This window comes from Shewanella waksmanii ATCC BAA-643, from assembly GCF_000518805.1.
Lineage (GTDB): Bacteria > Pseudomonadota > Gammaproteobacteria > Enterobacterales > Shewanellaceae > Shewanella > Shewanella waksmanii.
Genome location: NZ_JAEH01000018.1, coordinates 1 through 15,953, shown reverse-complemented (window position 1 = coordinate 15,953; position 15,953 = coordinate 1). Strand labels below are relative to the sequence as shown.

At 45.4% G+C, this 15,953-nt stretch carries 15 protein-coding genes; 8 read left to right on the top strand and 7 right to left on the bottom strand.

What is annotated here, in order from left to right; genetic code table 11:
- The first annotated feature begins 259 nt into the window (after positions 1-259).
- A complete protein-coding gene (gene purT, locus L865_RS0110425; protein ID WP_028773186.1) occupies positions 260-1,435 on the top strand; it encodes a formate-dependent phosphoribosylglycinamide formyltransferase in 1,176 nt (391 codons plus the stop codon).
- A 54-nt stretch (positions 1,436-1,489) separates the two neighbouring features.
- Here the strand turns inward: purT and L865_RS0110420 are convergent, their stop codons facing one another.
- From L865_RS0110420 to L865_RS0110400, 5 genes are read right to left on the bottom strand one after another with little or no spacing between them, the layout of a single operon-like run.
- Complete coding sequence (locus tag L865_RS0110420; RefSeq protein ID WP_028773185.1) at positions 1,490-2,443, bottom strand: D-2-hydroxyacid dehydrogenase; 954 nt, start codon at positions 2,441-2,443, stop codon at positions 1,490-1,492.
- A 15-nt stretch (positions 2,444-2,458) separates the two neighbouring features.
- Positions 2,459-3,076 carry an outer membrane beta-barrel protein gene (locus L865_RS0110415; RefSeq protein ID WP_028773184.1) on the bottom strand — a complete coding sequence of 206 codons (618 nt, stop codon included), beginning with the start codon at positions 3,074-3,076 and terminating at the stop codon, positions 2,459-2,461.
- A gap of 33 nt (positions 3,077-3,109) precedes the next feature.
- Complete coding sequence (gene djlA / locus L865_RS0110410; RefSeq protein ID WP_028773183.1) at positions 3,110-3,886, bottom strand: co-chaperone DjlA; 777 nt, start codon at positions 3,884-3,886, stop codon at positions 3,110-3,112.
- Positions 3,887-3,942: 56 nt separating this feature from the next.
- Positions 3,943-4,629: an N-acetylmuramate alpha-1-phosphate uridylyltransferase MurU gene (gene murU / locus L865_RS0110405; RefSeq protein ID WP_028773182.1), complete on the bottom strand. Its 687-nt coding sequence runs from the start codon at positions 4,627-4,629 to the stop codon at positions 3,943-3,945.
- Positions 4,626-5,630, bottom strand: a complete 1,005-nt coding sequence (locus L865_RS0110400; protein ID WP_028773181.1) for an aminoglycoside phosphotransferase family protein — start codon at positions 5,628-5,630, stop codon at positions 4,626-4,628. The genes murU and L865_RS0110400 overlap by 4 nt, the downstream gene beginning before the upstream one ends.
- 157 nt (positions 5,631-5,787) lie before the next feature.
- On the opposite strand from L865_RS0110400, the gene lptD reads away from it, so the two are divergent.
- The 7 genes from lptD (at position 5,788) to L865_RS0110365 (ending at position 14,759) form a co-directional block, all read left to right on the top strand.
- On the top strand, positions 5,788-8,109 hold the full coding sequence (lptD, locus tag L865_RS0110395) for an LPS assembly protein LptD (RefSeq protein ID WP_028773180.1): 2,322 nt from the start codon (positions 5,788-5,790) through the stop codon (positions 8,107-8,109).
- A 125-nt stretch (positions 8,110-8,234) separates the two neighbouring features.
- Positions 8,235-9,539, top strand: a complete 1,305-nt coding sequence (surA, locus tag L865_RS0110390) for a peptidylprolyl isomerase SurA (protein ID WP_028773179.1) — start codon at positions 8,235-8,237, stop codon at positions 9,537-9,539.
- Between the two features lie 5 nt (positions 9,540-9,544).
- The gene (pdxA, locus tag L865_RS0110385; RefSeq protein WP_028773178.1) at positions 9,545-10,543 is read left to right on the top strand and encodes a 4-hydroxythreonine-4-phosphate dehydrogenase PdxA; all 999 of its coding nucleotides are present in this window, start codon (positions 9,545-9,547) and stop codon (positions 10,541-10,543) included.
- On the top strand, positions 10,543-11,346 hold the full coding sequence (rsmA, locus tag L865_RS0110380; protein WP_028773177.1) for a 16S rRNA (adenine(1518)-N(6)/adenine(1519)-N(6))-dimethyltransferase RsmA: 804 nt from the start codon (positions 10,543-10,545) through the stop codon (positions 11,344-11,346). The genes pdxA and rsmA overlap by 1 nt, the downstream gene beginning before the upstream one ends.
- Before the next feature lie 52 nt (positions 11,347-11,398).
- Positions 11,399-11,779: a Co2+/Mg2+ efflux protein ApaG gene (apaG, locus tag L865_RS0110375; protein ID WP_028773176.1), complete on the top strand. Its 381-nt coding sequence runs from the start codon at positions 11,399-11,401 to the stop codon at positions 11,777-11,779.
- 32 nt (positions 11,780-11,811) lie between these two features.
- On the top strand, positions 11,812-12,636 hold the full coding sequence (locus tag L865_RS0110370; protein WP_028773175.1) for a symmetrical bis(5'-nucleosyl)-tetraphosphatase: 825 nt from the start codon (positions 11,812-11,814) through the stop codon (positions 12,634-12,636).
- A gap of 98 nt (positions 12,637-12,734) precedes the next feature.
- Complete coding sequence (locus L865_RS0110365; RefSeq protein ID WP_028773174.1) at positions 12,735-14,759, top strand: methyl-accepting chemotaxis protein; 2,025 nt, start codon at positions 12,735-12,737, stop codon at positions 14,757-14,759.
- 67 nt (positions 14,760-14,826) lie between these two features.
- On the opposite strand, the gene L865_RS0110360 is transcribed toward L865_RS0110365, so the two are convergent.
- Together L865_RS0110360 and folA are read right to left on the bottom strand one after the other, a co-directional pair.
- Entirely contained in the window at positions 14,827-15,213 is a 387-nt protein-coding gene (locus L865_RS0110360; protein WP_028773173.1) for a DUF3718 domain-containing protein, read from the bottom strand.
- 99 nt (positions 15,214-15,312) lie between these two features.
- Positions 15,313-15,795 (bottom strand): type 3 dihydrofolate reductase, encoded by a 483-nt coding sequence (gene folA, locus L865_RS0110355; RefSeq protein ID WP_028773172.1) that lies wholly within the window; start codon positions 15,793-15,795, stop codon positions 15,313-15,315.
- Between the last annotated feature and the right edge of the window lie 158 nt (positions 15,796-15,953).

Sequence of the window (15,953 nt, the reverse complement as noted above, 5' to 3'; positions counted from 1 at the left end):
GTCGATATCGCAATCCTGCGACATTTAGTGGCTTTAGTTTTTTGTAAATAAAGGATAAACACCTTATTCAACATCTTCCCAACATTTGCCTAGCAAATCCAGCAATTTTTATCAGCATCTGGTCTTAGTTTGGTGATCTAACACACAGCTTCTATTGTACAAAAAGCGTTTGTCATTGCTTCACGCTATGATATTGCGCAACTGCAAACTGCTTTGCTGATAATCATTTTTATAACAAGTAACCGACAAGGTACCCACAATGATAGGCACCCCAAACTCTACAAATGCCACTCGCGCTATGCTGCTAGGCTGTGGCGAACTTGGTAAAGAAGTCGCAATTGAGCTGCAACGCATGGGCGTTGAGGTCATCGGTGTAGACCGCTATCCAAATGCCCCCGCAATGCAAGTGGCTCATCGTAGCCACGTCGTCAACATGCTTGACGCTAGCGCATTAAGAGCGGTGATCGAAGCCGAAAAACCTCATTACGTGATTCCTGAAATCGAGGCGATTGCCACCCAAACATTAGTCGAAATGGAAGCTGAAGGCGTCAATATTGTTCCCACAGCCAAAGCCACGCAACTCACAATGGATAGAGAGGGGATCCGTCGCCTAGCTGCGGAGACTTTATCGATTCCAACCTCACCCTATTTCTTTTGTGATACTGCAGAAGAATTTGAGCAAGCGGTGGCTGACATTGGCTTACCTTGCGTCGTTAAGCCGGTAATGAGTTCTTCAGGTAAAGGCCAAAGTGTTATTCGCCAAGCAAGTGACATTGACAGCGCGTGGCAATACGCGCAAGAAGGTGGTCGTGCCGGCCAAGGCCGAGTGATAGTAGAAGGCTTTATTGAGTTTGACTATGAAATCACCCTACTCACAGTCAGCGCTGTAAACGGTATTCATTTTTGTGATGCCATTGGCCATCGCCAGGAAGATGGCGATTACCGCGAGTCATGGCAGCCACAAGCGATGTCTGCCACCGTACTAGACAAGTCTCAAGCAATCGGTAAAAAAGTCGTTGAAGCACTAGGCGGCTATGGTCTTTTCGGTGTCGAGCTGTTTATTAAAGGCGATGAAGTGTATTTCTCTGAAGTGTCTCCGCGCCCACATGATACCGGTTTGGTCACGCTCATCAGCCAAGATTTGTCAGAGTTTGCCCTGCATGTTCGTGCAATTTTAGGCCTGCCTATTGCTAATATTGCCCAGCATGGCCCTTCAGCATCTGCAGTGGTACTCGCTGAAGGCACCTCAAGCAATATTCGCTTTGAAGGTGTCGAGCAAGCACTTACGCAAATTAATACCCAAGTGCGTTTGTTTGCGAAACCCGATATTGACGGACGCCGCCGTTTAGGTGTTGCACTGGCACGGGATAACGATATCGATAGCGCGGTGACCAAAGCGGTTAGCGCAGCCAGCGAAATTAAGGTTATTCTTTAACAGTTAGTACCTGTACTCAAAAAAATAGGGCTATCAGCCGATAGTCCTATTTCATCAATTGACCTGATTTTCAGGCGTGCCGGCCAAAAATGCTTGCAAATTGGCTACCGCTATCGCCATTAAGCTTTGCCGCGCTTCTCGGGTTGCCCAGGCGTTGTGAGGGGTAATATTGGCATGCTTCGCAGTTAACAATGGATTATTACTGCTTGGTGGCTCGGTCGACAAAACATCCAACCCTGCCGCAGCAATTTGACCTCGATTGAGCGCATTAGCTAACGCTTGCTCATCAACCAGCCCACCGCGCGCAGTATTGATCAGCATTGCCGATGACTTCATCTGTGCCAAGTTTGTACTGTTAATTATCTCCTGGGTTTCAGGGGTTAATGGGCAATGCAGTGATAAAATATCACTGTCTTTGAAAAGTTCGACTTGCTCGCACCAACGCACACCATCAGGCAGATCATGCTTTTCATTTGGTGTATGAATTAACACGGACATGTGAAATGCCACCGCAATGCGAGCCACTTGCTGGGCAATGGCACCGTAGCCCAGTAACCCAAGTGTTTTACCTTTTAATGATGTAAGTTGCGATAGGGTAAAACAAAAATCCTCACAAGTTTGCCACTGACCGCAACTCACCGCTTGGTGGTGGATAGCGACTTGTTGAGTATGGGCTAAGATGTGAGCAAATACCATCTGTGCAACCGCATCTGGCGCGTACGCAGGTACATTAGTTACTATAATACCCAGCTTGGCTGCAGCCTTAACATCAACCACATCAACACCGGTAGCCAGCACCCCAATGTAGCGTAATTTGGGTAACTGCTGCAGCAACTTTGCATCAAGTACGGTCTTGTTGGTTAAAATAATTTCAGCATCAATGGCTCTAGGCAATCGTTGCTGTTCAGCACTACGCTCATACACTGTAATATCTGCTAAATCAGCAAAGCCTTGCCAGCTGATATCACCAGAATTAAGGGTGTATCCATCCAACACAACTAAATTCATCGGGTAACTCTATAGTTAGAAGGTGAACTTTATCCCAGCATTCGCTTGACCTTGCCACATGGTTTCAGCATCAATCGTCCACTTACAAAAGCCGTCACTACAAAACAGACTACTGTCGCTGCTCATAAAAGTGCCATAGCCACGAACATCAGCAAACAGCGACACTGACGGTGCAACGACATATTCAACTCCGCCACCAAAACCAATAGAGAAGCGTGATTCATTGCTATACTGTCCGGCGGGGCTCATGTGGGTTAAACCTAAGCTCGCGGTGACGTAGGGTTTAAAGTCACCATTGGGGAAAAACAACGTACCACCGACATGAAAATAGTCCACTGTGATATCGGTAACCACTTGGTCGCTAAAATTACCACCAGTGCGTAAGTCTGAATCTTGGCGGCTATATAAAAAATAAATATTGCCTGGGTCTTTAGTATTAAAACCTAACATGACACCGTAGTTAGCCGACTCAGCAACTTTTAAAGTACCACTGTCTTCAGTTTCAGTCTCTACTACATCAAGCTCACTAGCGGCGAAACTATAACCACCAAAAGGAGCCACAAACAGTTCAGTGGCTTGAGCTTGACTCATACCTGCAGCGACAACGGCTACCATCAAATAACATTGTTTCATATGTAGTCCCTTATTGTACTAAGTGCATAACAACTAACGCATTCCCCGTTCAAGCTTTACTCTATCATAGGCAGCTTGAATGTCTTGTGCTTTTGTTTTTGCCAGTTCCATCATTTCTGCCGGCAGGCCTTTGGCAACTAACTTATCTGGATGATGCTCATTCATCAATTTACGATAGGCGCGCTTAATTTGTTGATCTGAACTGGTATCATCAACGCCAAGTACATTATAGGCATCTTCAATTGAGGTCTGCTTACCACCTTGCTGATGGAAGCTAAACTCAGCCTGCCAGCGTTTAAGTAACGAGTCTAGTTGCCCCGCAGTAAACCCCAGCTCTTTGGCGATTAAAGTTAATACACTGTGCTCTTTGGCATCAAGTTGCGCATCAGACAAGGCGGTTTGAATTTGAATCTCCAGAAACATCTGCAATAGCTCTTTGCGCCCCATCGACAATAATCGAAAGGTTTTTAAGCACGCTTTGATATCAAAATCCGCTTGCTTACCCTCACTAAATGCTTTTTGCGCTTCTCTGCGCGCATCACCACTAAGCTGCATTTGATCCATTAACATACTCGCCATGCGAATATCATTTTCAGTGACACGGCCAGATGCTTTAGCCACATGTCCCATCACTGCAAATGTGGTATTAAAAAACAGTGATTGGCGATCAGACCCTTTACCGACGATCCCTTCAAGTTCAGCGCGCTTTTTATCGTACAGGTGCCCCAACCATAAACCGATCAACGCACCGATGATTTTGCCAAACATAAAACCAATAGCGGCGCCAAAAAACTTGCCCCAAATTCGCATCTTACAACCTTAATTAAGTTTATCTAATTTTATATTTTGCTTGTGTTCATAATGATCTAGTTGAGCGCCACATGACGTTCAACAAGCGCTAAGCGCGCCAATGTGCCAACATCACACCAGTATTGTTGATAATGAATACCTGTAACCTCTTTGGCGGCAATCTTAGTTTTCAACAATGGCCCTAAAGGGCTTGCCCCACTTGGTAAGTCATCAAACAGTCTAGGCTGATAAATTGCCATACCAGAAAATGTCAGCTTGTTGCTGCCATCAAGCATCAATAAACTATCGCTTAGAGCAAAATCTCCCTCAGGATGATGTTCAGGATTATCAACTAACCAGAGGCAAGCTTGCTTACCGTTAAGCAGGCGCTCCGCGCCCTGTTGTATTTGCAGGCGGCTAATGGGTAAATCATCAATGAAAATGTCGCCATTTAAGACTAAGAATGGCTCAGGTCCTAACAATGGCAACGCCTGCTTAATGCCGCCAGCCGTCTCTAACGCGGTGGTTTCAGGGCTATATTTAATATTAACTCCAAAGCGAGAACCATCACCGAGGTATTGGGTGATTTTATCCCCCAGCCAAGCATAATTGATGACAATATCAGTAATGCCCAGGGTAGCTAACTTTTCAATATGATAGACAATGAGCGGTTTGCCATGCACCGGCACTAACGGCTTGGGTACTTTATCGGTCAGCGGTCTTAATCGCTCCCCTCGCCCCGCGGCTAATATCATCGCTTTCATTGCTGGGCCTCAAAATTCACCAATACTTTTTGCTCAACCCATTCTCCAAACGCACTGAGCTCTGAATACTTTGCTGCCACTTCAATAATATAGCTAAGGGTCATTGGTATATCAGCCATGTATGCCGGCTTATGATCGCGATAGTTAAGCCGACAAAAAATACCAGCCGCTTTGATGTGCCGCTGCATCCCCATTAAATCAAACCAGCGTTGATATTGAGCAAATGACGTATCTATTGAGAGGTATTGGTTATCAACGAGCAATTGGTAGTGCCTTAACATCATCTGCTCACGCACCTCATCAGGGCAGCGTGTATAGCAGTCCCGCAACAATGATACGGCATCATAAGTTACTGGGCCTATTACCGCATCTTGGAAATCGATAACTGCCAGCTGCTGCGATTGCACCATCAAATTACGACTATGGTAGTCTCGGTGCATACCCGCTGTTGGCTGCTCAAGCGCATTGGCTGTGAGCAAGGCAAAGGTGGTGTCTAACATCTGCTGCTCGGATGCTGACAACGCCAAGTTTAGATGCTCTGCTAACAGCCACTCAGTAAAAATAGTCAGTTCTCGTGCGACAAACTGCTCATCATATAGCGGCAGCGCCATTTGATTGCTTGAGGTAACCCCCATAATCGGTAACAACAAATCGATCGCCTGAGCGTAAAATTTTTGGCAGCTAGTGCGGTCAAGACAACTGAGCAATTGAGTGTCACCCAAATCGCTAAGGAGTAAAAAACCTTGCTGCAAGTGTTGCTCAATAACTTGTGGTGCCAATAGGCCTTGGCGTTGATATTCTGCGGCTAAGTCGATAAAAGGCTGCACAGGAGTTAATTCTGGTGGTGAGTCCATGGCGATATAACTGCCAGTTTCAGTATGAACGCGAAAATAACGCCGGAAACTGGCATCACCGGAAATCAGCTCAAGATGATGATTTGTACATAATATCGTCGCCAACCAGCTTTCTAGGGCAATAAATCTTGGATCTGACAAGGGCACCTCATGGCTCTTAGGCTAAAATTGCTTTATTATAATGCAAAATGGAAACAGCAATATAAGGTATTGTACCGACTTTTGCTGCAGTTGCAGTTATTTATGGATGCAACGTTTCTCTCCTATGACTTGTCTAGACTAAGAAATCAAAATAATTTAAACGATGCAAATCCGATATTTATTGGCTATCAGCCTTTTTCCCCAATTAGTCTTGGCAAACGAGGCTGCAGAACTAGATACTGCCAGCCAGTGTATCGTAGAACCTCCAGTTAAACGCTATATCCATGCGCCTGAATACGATACCCCGCTGAATTTACAGCAAATCAAGATTATTTCAGACAGTTCCTCAGCAAAAATGGGCGATAAAGCACGCTTTAACGGTGATGTATCATTTTCACAAGGAACTCGTCATATTGCTGCAGATACCGCTGTGCTCGACCAAGCCGAAGAGCGTTTAGATGCCAACGGTAACTTAGTCTTCCAAGATAGTATGTTTACGGTAACCGCTGAGTCTTTGGTTGCCCAAATGCGTACCAATAGCGCTACACTGAGTGGGGCGCAATATTGGATGCATGGTCAACAGATCCATGGTGAGGCAGAAAAGTTAGAGATCACTCCGGACAATAACCTTCATCTGAGTAATACCAACTTCACCACCTGCCCTCCGGGAGATACTTCTTGGTTGCTTGAAGCAGAAAAAATTAAAATCGATAGCACTGAAGAGTGGGGTGAGCTTTGGGATGCCAAGCTTAAAATTGGCAATGTACCGGTGTTTTATATCCCTTACATGACAATTCCGGTATCAGAGAAGCGTAAATCCGGTTTCCTATTTCCAACAATCAGCACCAGCACCACCAATGGTGTTGAGCTCGCGACGCCTTATTATTGGAACATAGCACCTGAATATGATTTAACCTTTACTCCCCATTATATGTCAGCCAGGGGCCTGTTCTTAAAAACAGATTTTCGCTATTTAGCAGGTGATGACCAAGCCGGGCGACTCAATGTCGAGTATCTTGGTAGTGATGGTATGTTAGACAGCAAAAAAGATCGCTATCTGTATCACTGGGAACATCAAGGTGCCATCAACAAAAATTGGCGGGTACTGGCTAACTATACTGACGTTTCCGATAACAACTACTTCAACGATCTCAGTTCAGACGTTAATCGCGCTACAGACAACCAGCTGTCTAGAATCGGTGAAATTGCCTATTTTGAATCTAATTGGGATGTCAGTGCGCGTGTACAAGACATTAAAGTGCTGGGTGAAGATGAAAAGCCCTATCAAGTCATGCCGCAAATTAATTTCAACTATCGCTCACCCGGCCTTTGGCATGGGCTAGATTTTGATTTTACGAGTGAAGCCACCAATTTCGCTCACACGGAAAACCAATATGCTACTGCTACTCGGTTGCATTTAGAACCTAGTGTGTCATTGCCTATTCATGGTCCTGCCGGTTCATTTACCAGTGAGCTTAAGTTACTGCAAACAAACTACTGGCAGCAGCAAAATGGTTACCTAGGAACCGATGAGCTCGATAGCAGTGTTAACCGTACTTTGCCGCAAGTGAGATTACATGGCCAAGTTAATTTTGAACGCTTCACCAGTATGTTTGAGCAAAACTACCGCCAGACATTAGAGCCACAGTTCCAATATCTCTACGTTGGCTATAAAGACCAATCAAATATTGGCATTTACGATACTGCCCAATTGCAAGAAGATTACCATGGCCTGTTTCGCGAACGTCGCTTCTCTGGGTTAGATCGCATTGCCGATGCAAACCAAATGACGTTAGGCTTAACTACGCGTTTATTTGATGAACAAAACCGTGAAAAATTTAAGTTCAGTATTGGTCAAATTTATTACTTTCAGGACAGTAAAGTCGGTATTGGTGATTTTACTTTCCAAGGTACGACTTACACCCAAGAAGCCACCTCTAACTCTGTGTTAGCGGCAGAGCTTAATACCCAAATATATAACGATTGGTTTATCGGTGGCGCAATCCAATACGACACAAAACTCAGTGAAAACAAAAAAAGTGAAGTCACCTTAGATTTCCGTCCAGGTGCCAATAAACTCATTCAATTTAGCTATCGATACGTTCCAGACTTGGTTAATAGCAACAATAATGAGTCTGTTAACATTAGCCAGACCGGTATGCGGGCGGCTTGGCCACTCACAGATAGCTTGTATTTAGTCGGCAACTGGTATTATGACCTTAATGAAAGCCGTTCTGTAGAGACCTATACTGGCTTTCAATACGAGTCTTGTTGCTGGGCAGTCAGGCTAAGTTATCACTATCGCATTAAAACCAATTATGATGATGACCTAAGTGATACTATAGAGAATCGCGAACTGTTCGAAAGTGGTGTGTACCTTAACTTTGTGATTAAGGGACTTGGCGGCTCAGGACCGCTCGGGGTCGCTGATATGCTTAACGATGGCCTATTCAACTACCGCAAACCGTTATACCTGAAAAATTAAATATGGTTAAATCGCATCAGTTGCGCTGAACCAAGAAGCTGACTTATAGTCCAACACTGATAATAGAATGAACTAGCTGGCGTAACTTAAGTACGCCAGCCCCATAAAGCCAAGGATTTTTGTGGATGAGACCCTGTAAAAAACTGATTTTTGCTTTTTTAGCACTGGCACTGAGCCAAACAACCGTTGCCTCAGCTAACTCGTTAGATCGAGTATCTGTGCAAATTAACGAAGGCATCGTGCTTGAAAGTGAAATTGTAAACATGGTGAAAACGGTTAAGGCCAATGCGAAAGCCGCTGGGCAATCGCTGCCCTCTGATGCAGCACTGCGCACTCAGGTAATAGAGCGCTTAATCATGACTCGCCTGCAAATGCAAACCGCAGATAGAATGGGCTTACATATTGGTGATTTACAGCTAGATCAAACCATCGAAAACATCGCCAAAGAACAAAAAGTGACGGTTGCTCAAATGCAGCAGCAGGTTGAAGCCGACGGCATGAGCTGGGGGCAGTACCGAGAGCAGCTGCGTGAAGAGATCACCTTAGGTGAAATCCAACGTATTCAAGTCCAGCGCCGTATTCAGGTTTCCTCTCAAGAGATCAACAACCTGGTTCAAATGATTGAAGAGCAAGGTATGCAGCAGGTTGAATATCAGATTGGCCATATTCTGATTGAAGTACCTAACAACCCAAGCAGTGAGCAGCTTGAGAGCTCAAGTAAGCGTGCTGATGCGGTACTTAAGCGACTTAACAATGATGCAGATTTCAAACAAACAGCAATTGCATCATCGGCTGGCCCCAAAGCACTAGAAGGTGGTGTTTGGGATTATATGAATGTCAATGAAATGCCAACACTGTTTGCTGAAGTCATGTCTGGCGCCAAAACCAACGACATTATCGGACCTATTCGTAGCGGTGCAGGCTTCCATATCATTAAAGTTATGGATGCACGTGGTCTACAGACTCAAGAAATAGATGAAGTGCGTTCTCGTCATATCTTAATCAAGCCTTCACCTATTCTGTCAGAAGAGCGAGCCAAAGCCATGTTAGATAGCTTTGTCACGCAGCTTCGCGCTGGCGATGCGGACTTTGCCACATTAGCTCGCCAATACTCTGAAGACCCAGGCTCTGGAACCAAAGGCGGTGAGTTAGGCTGGGCCGAGCCTACTGCCTATGTACCCGCTTTTGCTCAAACTTTAGATGCGTTAGAAATTAACGAAATCAGTGAGCCTTTCCGTTCAAGCCACGGCTGGCATATTGTCCAGTTAGAGGAGCGCCGGAAAACTGATGCAACTGATCAAGTGAATACCAATCGCGCACACCAGCTAATCTTCCGTCGTAAATTTAACGAAGAGCTACAAAACTGGTTAGATGAAATGCGCTCAGAAGCTTACATCGAAGTGTTCGATGAGAATTTTAATCGAGGTTAATCATATTGACGACCAAACGAATAGCTATTACGCCGGGTGAACCCGCCGGCGTAGGCCCCGATTTAGTCATCCAACTTGCTCAGCAGTCTTGGCCTGCTGAGCTTGTTGTTTGTGCTGACCCACAATTACTTAGCTCGCGAGCAAAAAAGCTTGGCTTACCGTTAGCATTGCAGCCGTTTCAGCCAGGGCAAGCACCGAAGCCTCAAGAAGCAGGAACATTGACCATCGCTCCGTTTTCACTTGTAAGTGAGGCCGAATGCGGCAAGCTTGATGAGCAAAATAGCGCTTACGTGGTCGAAACCTTGCGCTACGCTGGCGAGAAAAACATGAATGGTGAGTTTGACGCTGTGGTCACAGGCCCTGTGCACAAAGGCATCATCAATCAATCGGGTATTCCCTTTAGTGGTCATACTGAGTTTTTTGCCAATCAAGCCAATTGCCAAGACGTAGTGATGATGCTGGCAGCGCCAGGTTTGCAAGTCGCCTTAGTGACAACACATATTCCTTTAGCCTATGTGTCAAAAGCAATTACCCGCGACCGTCTGCATCAAATTATTAAGATTTTGCATACTGATTTGGTCAACAAATTTGCTATCCCCTCACCTAAGATTTATGTCTGTGGATTAAATCCTCACGCTGGCGAAGATGGCCACTTAGGCAGAGAGGAGATAGATACCATTATTCCGGCTCTTGAAGAACTTAGAGAGCTAGGGATGGAAATTGTTGGGCCATTGCCAGCAGACACCCTATTTCAGCCTAAATATTTACAAGATGCTGACGTGGTACTTGCTATGTACCACGACCAAGGCCTTCCGGTGCTGAAATCACAAGGGTTTGGTAATTCAGTCAACATTACCCTAGGCTTGCCGTATATTCGCACCTCAGTTGACCACGGTACCGCACTAGAACTCGCAGGCACGGGAGATGCTGATATCGGCAGTTTTGTCTGCGCATTGAATAAAGCCATAGAATTGGCTAAGACAAATGAGTCACAAGATAACTAATGAGTAATAAAGTCCATTTAGGCCATACTGCGAGAAAACGCTTTGGTCAAAACTTCCTCACCGACACCAATGTCATCAATCGCATTGTTGGTGCCATCGCGCCTGACAATGACCATGTGATGGTCGAGATTGGCCCTGGTCTTGCTGCGTTAACCGAGCCGGTTGCTGAAAGCATTGATAAACTTACGGTAGTCGAGCTCGACAAAGATTTGGTCGAGCGCCTTAAAGTACATCCAACCCTGAAAGATAAGCTTGAAATCCATCAAGGCGATGCACTGCAGTTCGATTTTAGTCAACTCATCAAAGAAGATAAGCAGCTGAAAGTATTTGGGAACCTACCCTACAATATTTCAACGCCCTTAATGTTCCACTTATTTGAGTTTGCAGAACATATTGAGAATATGCACTTTATGCTGCAAAAAGAGGTAGTACTACGACTGTCTGCTTCGCCTGGCACTAAAGCCTATGGTCGCCTAACGGTTATGGCGCAATACTTTTGCCAAGTGATGCCAGTGCTTGAAGTCCCGCCCGGCTGCTTTACCCCACCACCTAAGGTTGATTCGGCGGTCGTTAGACTGGTGCCATACAAGAATAAGCCATTCCCATGCAGCGATGTCGATGTACTGCGTCATTTGTGCACAACCGCTTTTAATATGCGCCGCAAGACCCTACGCAACAATCTTAAGCACATGTTAAGTGATGATGACTTTGCGCAATTAGGTATTGATTCTGGCAAGCGTCCTGAGCAAATTACCGTTGAAGAGTATGTTGCCATGGCGAACTTGTTCGCAAACAAATCATAAGTAGATTGATAGCCAACGAGGCTTGCCTCGTTGGTGCTTGTTAGGAAATCCAATGACTGAACTTGAATCCTCTATCCGCATCGAGGTAAAAACGCAATACATCGAAGAGCAGTCTGCCCCCGATGAAGAACGTTACCTATTTAGTTATACCATCACCATCGTTAACCTAGGCGATAAACCAGCGACCTTAAAAACACGCTGCTGGAGCATCACCGACGCAAATGGTCACCATAGTGAAGTTCAAGGTGCTGGTGTAGTGGGTGAAACGCCAACCATAGAGCCAGATGCAGCCTACCAATACACCAGTGGCACAGTCGCTGAAACCCCACTGGCTGTCATGCAAGGTTATTACGGTATGGAGTTAGATGACGGCACTGAATTTAAAGCCACCATTCCAGCATTTAGACTCGCCATGCCGGGGTTACTGCATTAATCGCAACGATAAAAACACTCAATAAGGGCCCAATGGCAACATATTTTGTAGGTGATATACAAGGCTGCTTTGATGAACTGATGGCAGTGCTCGATAAAGTAGATTTTAACCCGTCCCGAGATCAATTATGGGCCGTTGGTGACCTCGTCGCACGCGGTGAAGGGTCATTAGAAACCCTGCGCTATCTACGTAGTTTAGGTGAATCAGCCCAAGTGGTTCTGGGTAATCATGACTTGCACCTGCTCGCGGTACAAAAAGGCCTTAAACGCGCAAACCCAAAAGATAAACTGCAATCACTACTTAAGGCGAACGATCTTCCCGGGCTTATTGATTGGTTAAGGGCGCAACCACTCTACCGCTTTGATGAAAGCAGCAAACTGATAATGACTCACGCAGGTGTGCCGCCCCACTGGAACTTGCAGAAATTGCAACTACGTGCTGATGCCGTCAGTGAAGTACTACAATCAGATGACTACATAGAACACCTCATCTCACAAATGTACACCGATAATGTCGCTGACGATCGTGGTGACATGACCGAATTAGAACACCATATCTATTGCATCAACGCGCTAACTCGTATGCGTTATTTGCTCCCTAATGGCCATTTAGACTTCGCCTGTAAAATGCCACCAGAGCAAGTTGATGATCCGGCTCTTTCGCCTTGGTTTACCTATGCCAGTGAGACTCATCCAAAATATACTTTAGTATTTGGTCACTGGGCCGCCCTAATGGGTAATGTGCCGTCCGAAAGCCTACATGCATTAGATACTGGCTGTTGCTGGGGAGAGCATTTAACCCTGTGGCATAAAGAAGCAGATCAAAAAATTACCCAAAAAAGGTTAAAAAAGAGTTAAACTACCGAGTGATATGGCCGATATAAAAGCTAGCCGTTCGAGCCCTGAAATATAAAGCGTTTTTGTTAGGGATATAAAAATTACAACCGGAGTGCCCTATGAAATTGAATGTCGCCACTAGAGTCATTGGTGGATTTAGCGTTGTGACCTTGTTGCTGATAGCCCTCGGTATCGCCTCAATGCTAACAAACAATAATATTAAAAATAGTACTATTGTCCTCAAAGAGCTCAGCCTTCCTGCTTTAGAAGCCAGTAACAGCCTGATTTCAAGCATCTCACAACAAGAAAAACAACTGCTCACCGCCTTTCACAGTACGAAATCTTCACAGCTACCCGCCATTGAAAATACCTTTAACCAGCACGGCGGACGTTTTAGTGCTGAGCTTAACAACTTAAAAGGCATTGTGAGCGGGCAAAGCGGTGATATTGCAGGTGTTATCAATAAGGTTAACCAAAGCTACCAGCAGTTTAATAGTAATGGCTTAAAGATGATGCAGACGCGTGAAAATGCCTTAATCACCCAAGAGAAGCTCATCAATAAACTCGATGATTTAGAAATGGCGGCTGACGATACTGCCTCCTTGCTTCTTGACCTGATTGACCTTGAGCTCAGTGAAGACACCACAGAACAAGAAATTGCCGCCACAGCAAGTAATATTGAAAATAGCTTCAGCGGCATAGTCAGTAGCGCCATTGATTTGGTCAATGCCGAAGATAAGTCTAAGTACCAAACCATCAGTAAAGAACTTGAGTACATATTAAGTGAAGCTAAAAGCAAACTTGATTATTTAAGCCGTCACGCAGAAGGCACGGTTGATAGTGACATGCTCGACGATATCAGCACTGAAGCCGCCGCCGTACTTGCCATGTTAACTGGCAGCAACTCAGTTCAAAATATGAAAGGTCGCCAGTTAGACTTTGAAACTTCAGCATCTAACATGCTAAATCAAGTCGCCAATGACGTGGCGAGTGTCAGTAGCAACATGGAGACGTTAACTCGCTCAATCGAGCGTGTATCTACCCAAATTAGCGATGCCGCTATCGCCGATATTGATAGCGCAAGCTTTAATACTCTTGCCCTAGTCATTATCGCTATTTTGGTTGCCATTGTGGTCAGTATCGCCGTGGTTCGTCCGTTGACACGCTCACTGGGTAAAGTGAACAACGCGTTAAATATTCTTGCATCAGGCAATCTAACCCATAAGTTGGATGACAGTGGCCACGATGAATTTGCCGAGCTATCGAAGAACTGTAACCGTTTGGTTGATAGTCTACGCACACTGATCCAAGGTATTCTTGACCGTTCAAATCAGCTCGCTGCAGCAGCAGAACAAACCTCTGCTATTACTGCGCAAACGACAGCCGGTATTCAAGAGCAAAAAAGCCAAGTAGACCAAGTTGCTACAGCAACAACAGAGCTAAGCTCTTCTGCTGAACAGGTGACAAGTAGCGCAGATGATGCCCTGCATCAAATTAAACAAGCAGATGATGAAGCCCAGCATATGCGCGCCATAGCAGACGAGAATAAGCGCACTATTCTGGCCCTCGCTGATGAAGTCGCCAAAGCCGGTACGGTAATTAACAAAGTCCACTCAGACAGCGCCTCTATTGGTTCTATCTTGGATGTTATTCGTGGTATTGCTGAACAGACTAACCTGTTGGCACTAAACGCTGCAATTGAAGCAGCACGTGCCGGTGAACAAGGACGCGGCTTTGCGGTTGTCGCCGATGAAGTACGTAGCTTGGCTTCACGTACCCAAGACTCGACCCAAGAAATCCAGCAAATGATTGAAGTCCTGCAACAAGGTACTCAAGAAGCGGTTTCTGTGATGGAACTAGGCAGAGAACAGGCAAGCTCTTGTGTCGATAAGACTGAGCAAGCTAATGCGGCACTTGAGAGCATCAGTGAAGCAGTGCATCAAGCCCATGATTCTGGCACTCATATTGCCCATGCAGCCCAAGAACAAAACTTGGTGAGCCAGCAAGTCTCTGAGAAGCTTGAGCATATTGCCGCCATTTCAGAAGAAACAGCCACTGGTGCCGATCAAACTGCCCAATCCAGCCAGCAAGTGGCACAGTTGGCTGAGGAGCTACAAGCCTCGGTTGGCGAATTCAAGATTTAATAGACAAGCACCAACAAAAATGCCGGGCTAAGCCCGGCATTTTTATATCAAGACATAAAGTCGTAAATTAGCCGCCTGTACGCTCTTTAATCGCAGCAGCGATTTCACTGGCTCCGTGACCGTTAGCTTCTGCCCACTGTGAAATGGTTTGTCCATCGGCCTCAGCAGCTTGAAGATCTGATACTGAAAGGCGCTTAGCAACAAAAGTGCCTACGCTATTGGCGCCACTATTCATGGCTAAGCGCAAGATACTGTCACCGTTACATGAAACACCCGTATAGATATTGCGTAATTTAACGCGACTTTCTTTTAGCTTTTTACGTAAGCGGTTTTTGTCATCCGCTTGTACGTAGTTGCAGATATTCGCTGCAAGCTGGTCATTGGCTTGCGCCGCAGGCATCGATATTGCAGAGGCCGCAATAATCGCAGCAATCGTCGTAGGTAACAGACGCATCTGATACTCCTTAGTCTTTATTGTTTTTATCAAGTGAAGTTTTGCTACTCAGGTATCATCGCCCCACTTACTACGATGGAACAAATTTACTACCATAATTTAACACTTTTTTACTAAGTTGATAAAGCTATATTGTATGCCTTTGTCGTTTATTGCACTTTCTTCGCTAACTTTTTGCCAACTACCATCATCCCAAACCGGAAAGTGAGTATCACCATCAACATCAAGATTAATCTCGGTAAGATAAAGTATGTCTGCATGGGGAAGCATCGCTTGGTAAAGCTGACCCCCTCCCATGATAATTAGCTCATCGCAGCTACCGGCCACTTGCTTAGCCTCTTCAATGGAAGTAACACAAGTCACGCCTTCAATGTTAAGGTCTGCTTGCCTGGACAGCACGATATTGAGCCGTCCTGGCAAAGCCCTGCCAATAGACTCATAGGTTTTACGGCCCATTACGATAGGCTTACCCATGGTCATGGCTTTAAAGTGCTTTAGATCTTCTGGCAGGTGCCATGGCATTTGATTGTCTTTGCCTATCACACGGTTATTCGCCATTGCGGCAATCATTGCAATTTTCATTTATTCTCCCAATGCCACATCGTAGCTTATTGTTATTGTAACGCTATTCATTAGCGTGAATTATACCAATCAGTATAAACATTTAGTCACTCAGCGAGAGTTTAGCGGTTCTGAGGCAAGGCAACGAGTGAAGAGCATAGTTATTCTACGGTTAAGCT

Coding starts and splice junctions, on each gene's coding strand:
- purT (WP_028773186.1), top strand. CDS start 260: ATGATAGGCACCCCAAACTCTACAAATGCCACTCGCGCTATGCTGCTA.
- L865_RS0110420 (WP_028773185.1), bottom strand. CDS start 2,443: ATGAATTTAGTTGTGTTGGATGGATACACCCTTAATTCTGGTGATATC.
- L865_RS0110415 (WP_028773184.1), bottom strand. CDS start 3,076: ATGAAACAATGTTATTTGATGGTAGCCGTTGTCGCTGCAGGTATGAGT.
- djlA (WP_028773183.1), bottom strand. CDS start 3,886: ATGCGAATTTGGGGCAAGTTTTTTGGCGCCGCTATTGGTTTTATGTTT.
- murU (WP_028773182.1), bottom strand. CDS start 4,629: ATGAAAGCGATGATATTAGCCGCGGGGCGAGGGGAGCGATTAAGACCG.
- lptD (WP_028773180.1), top strand. CDS start 5,788: ATGCAAATCCGATATTTATTGGCTATCAGCCTTTTTCCCCAATTAGTC.
- surA (WP_028773179.1), top strand. CDS start 8,235: ATGAGACCCTGTAAAAAACTGATTTTTGCTTTTTTAGCACTGGCACTG.
- rsmA (WP_028773177.1), top strand. CDS start 10,543: ATGAGTAATAAAGTCCATTTAGGCCATACTGCGAGAAAACGCTTTGGT.
- apaG (WP_028773176.1), top strand. CDS start 11,399: ATGACTGAACTTGAATCCTCTATCCGCATCGAGGTAAAAACGCAATAC.
- L865_RS0110370 (WP_028773175.1), top strand. CDS start 11,812: ATGGCAACATATTTTGTAGGTGATATACAAGGCTGCTTTGATGAACTG.
- L865_RS0110365 (WP_028773174.1), top strand. CDS start 12,735: ATGAAATTGAATGTCGCCACTAGAGTCATTGGTGGATTTAGCGTTGTG.
- L865_RS0110360 (WP_028773173.1), bottom strand. CDS start 15,213: ATGCGTCTGTTACCTACGACGATTGCTGCGATTATTGCGGCCTCTGCA.
- folA (WP_028773172.1), bottom strand. CDS start 15,795: ATGAAAATTGCAATGATTGCCGCAATGGCGAATAACCGTGTGATAGGC.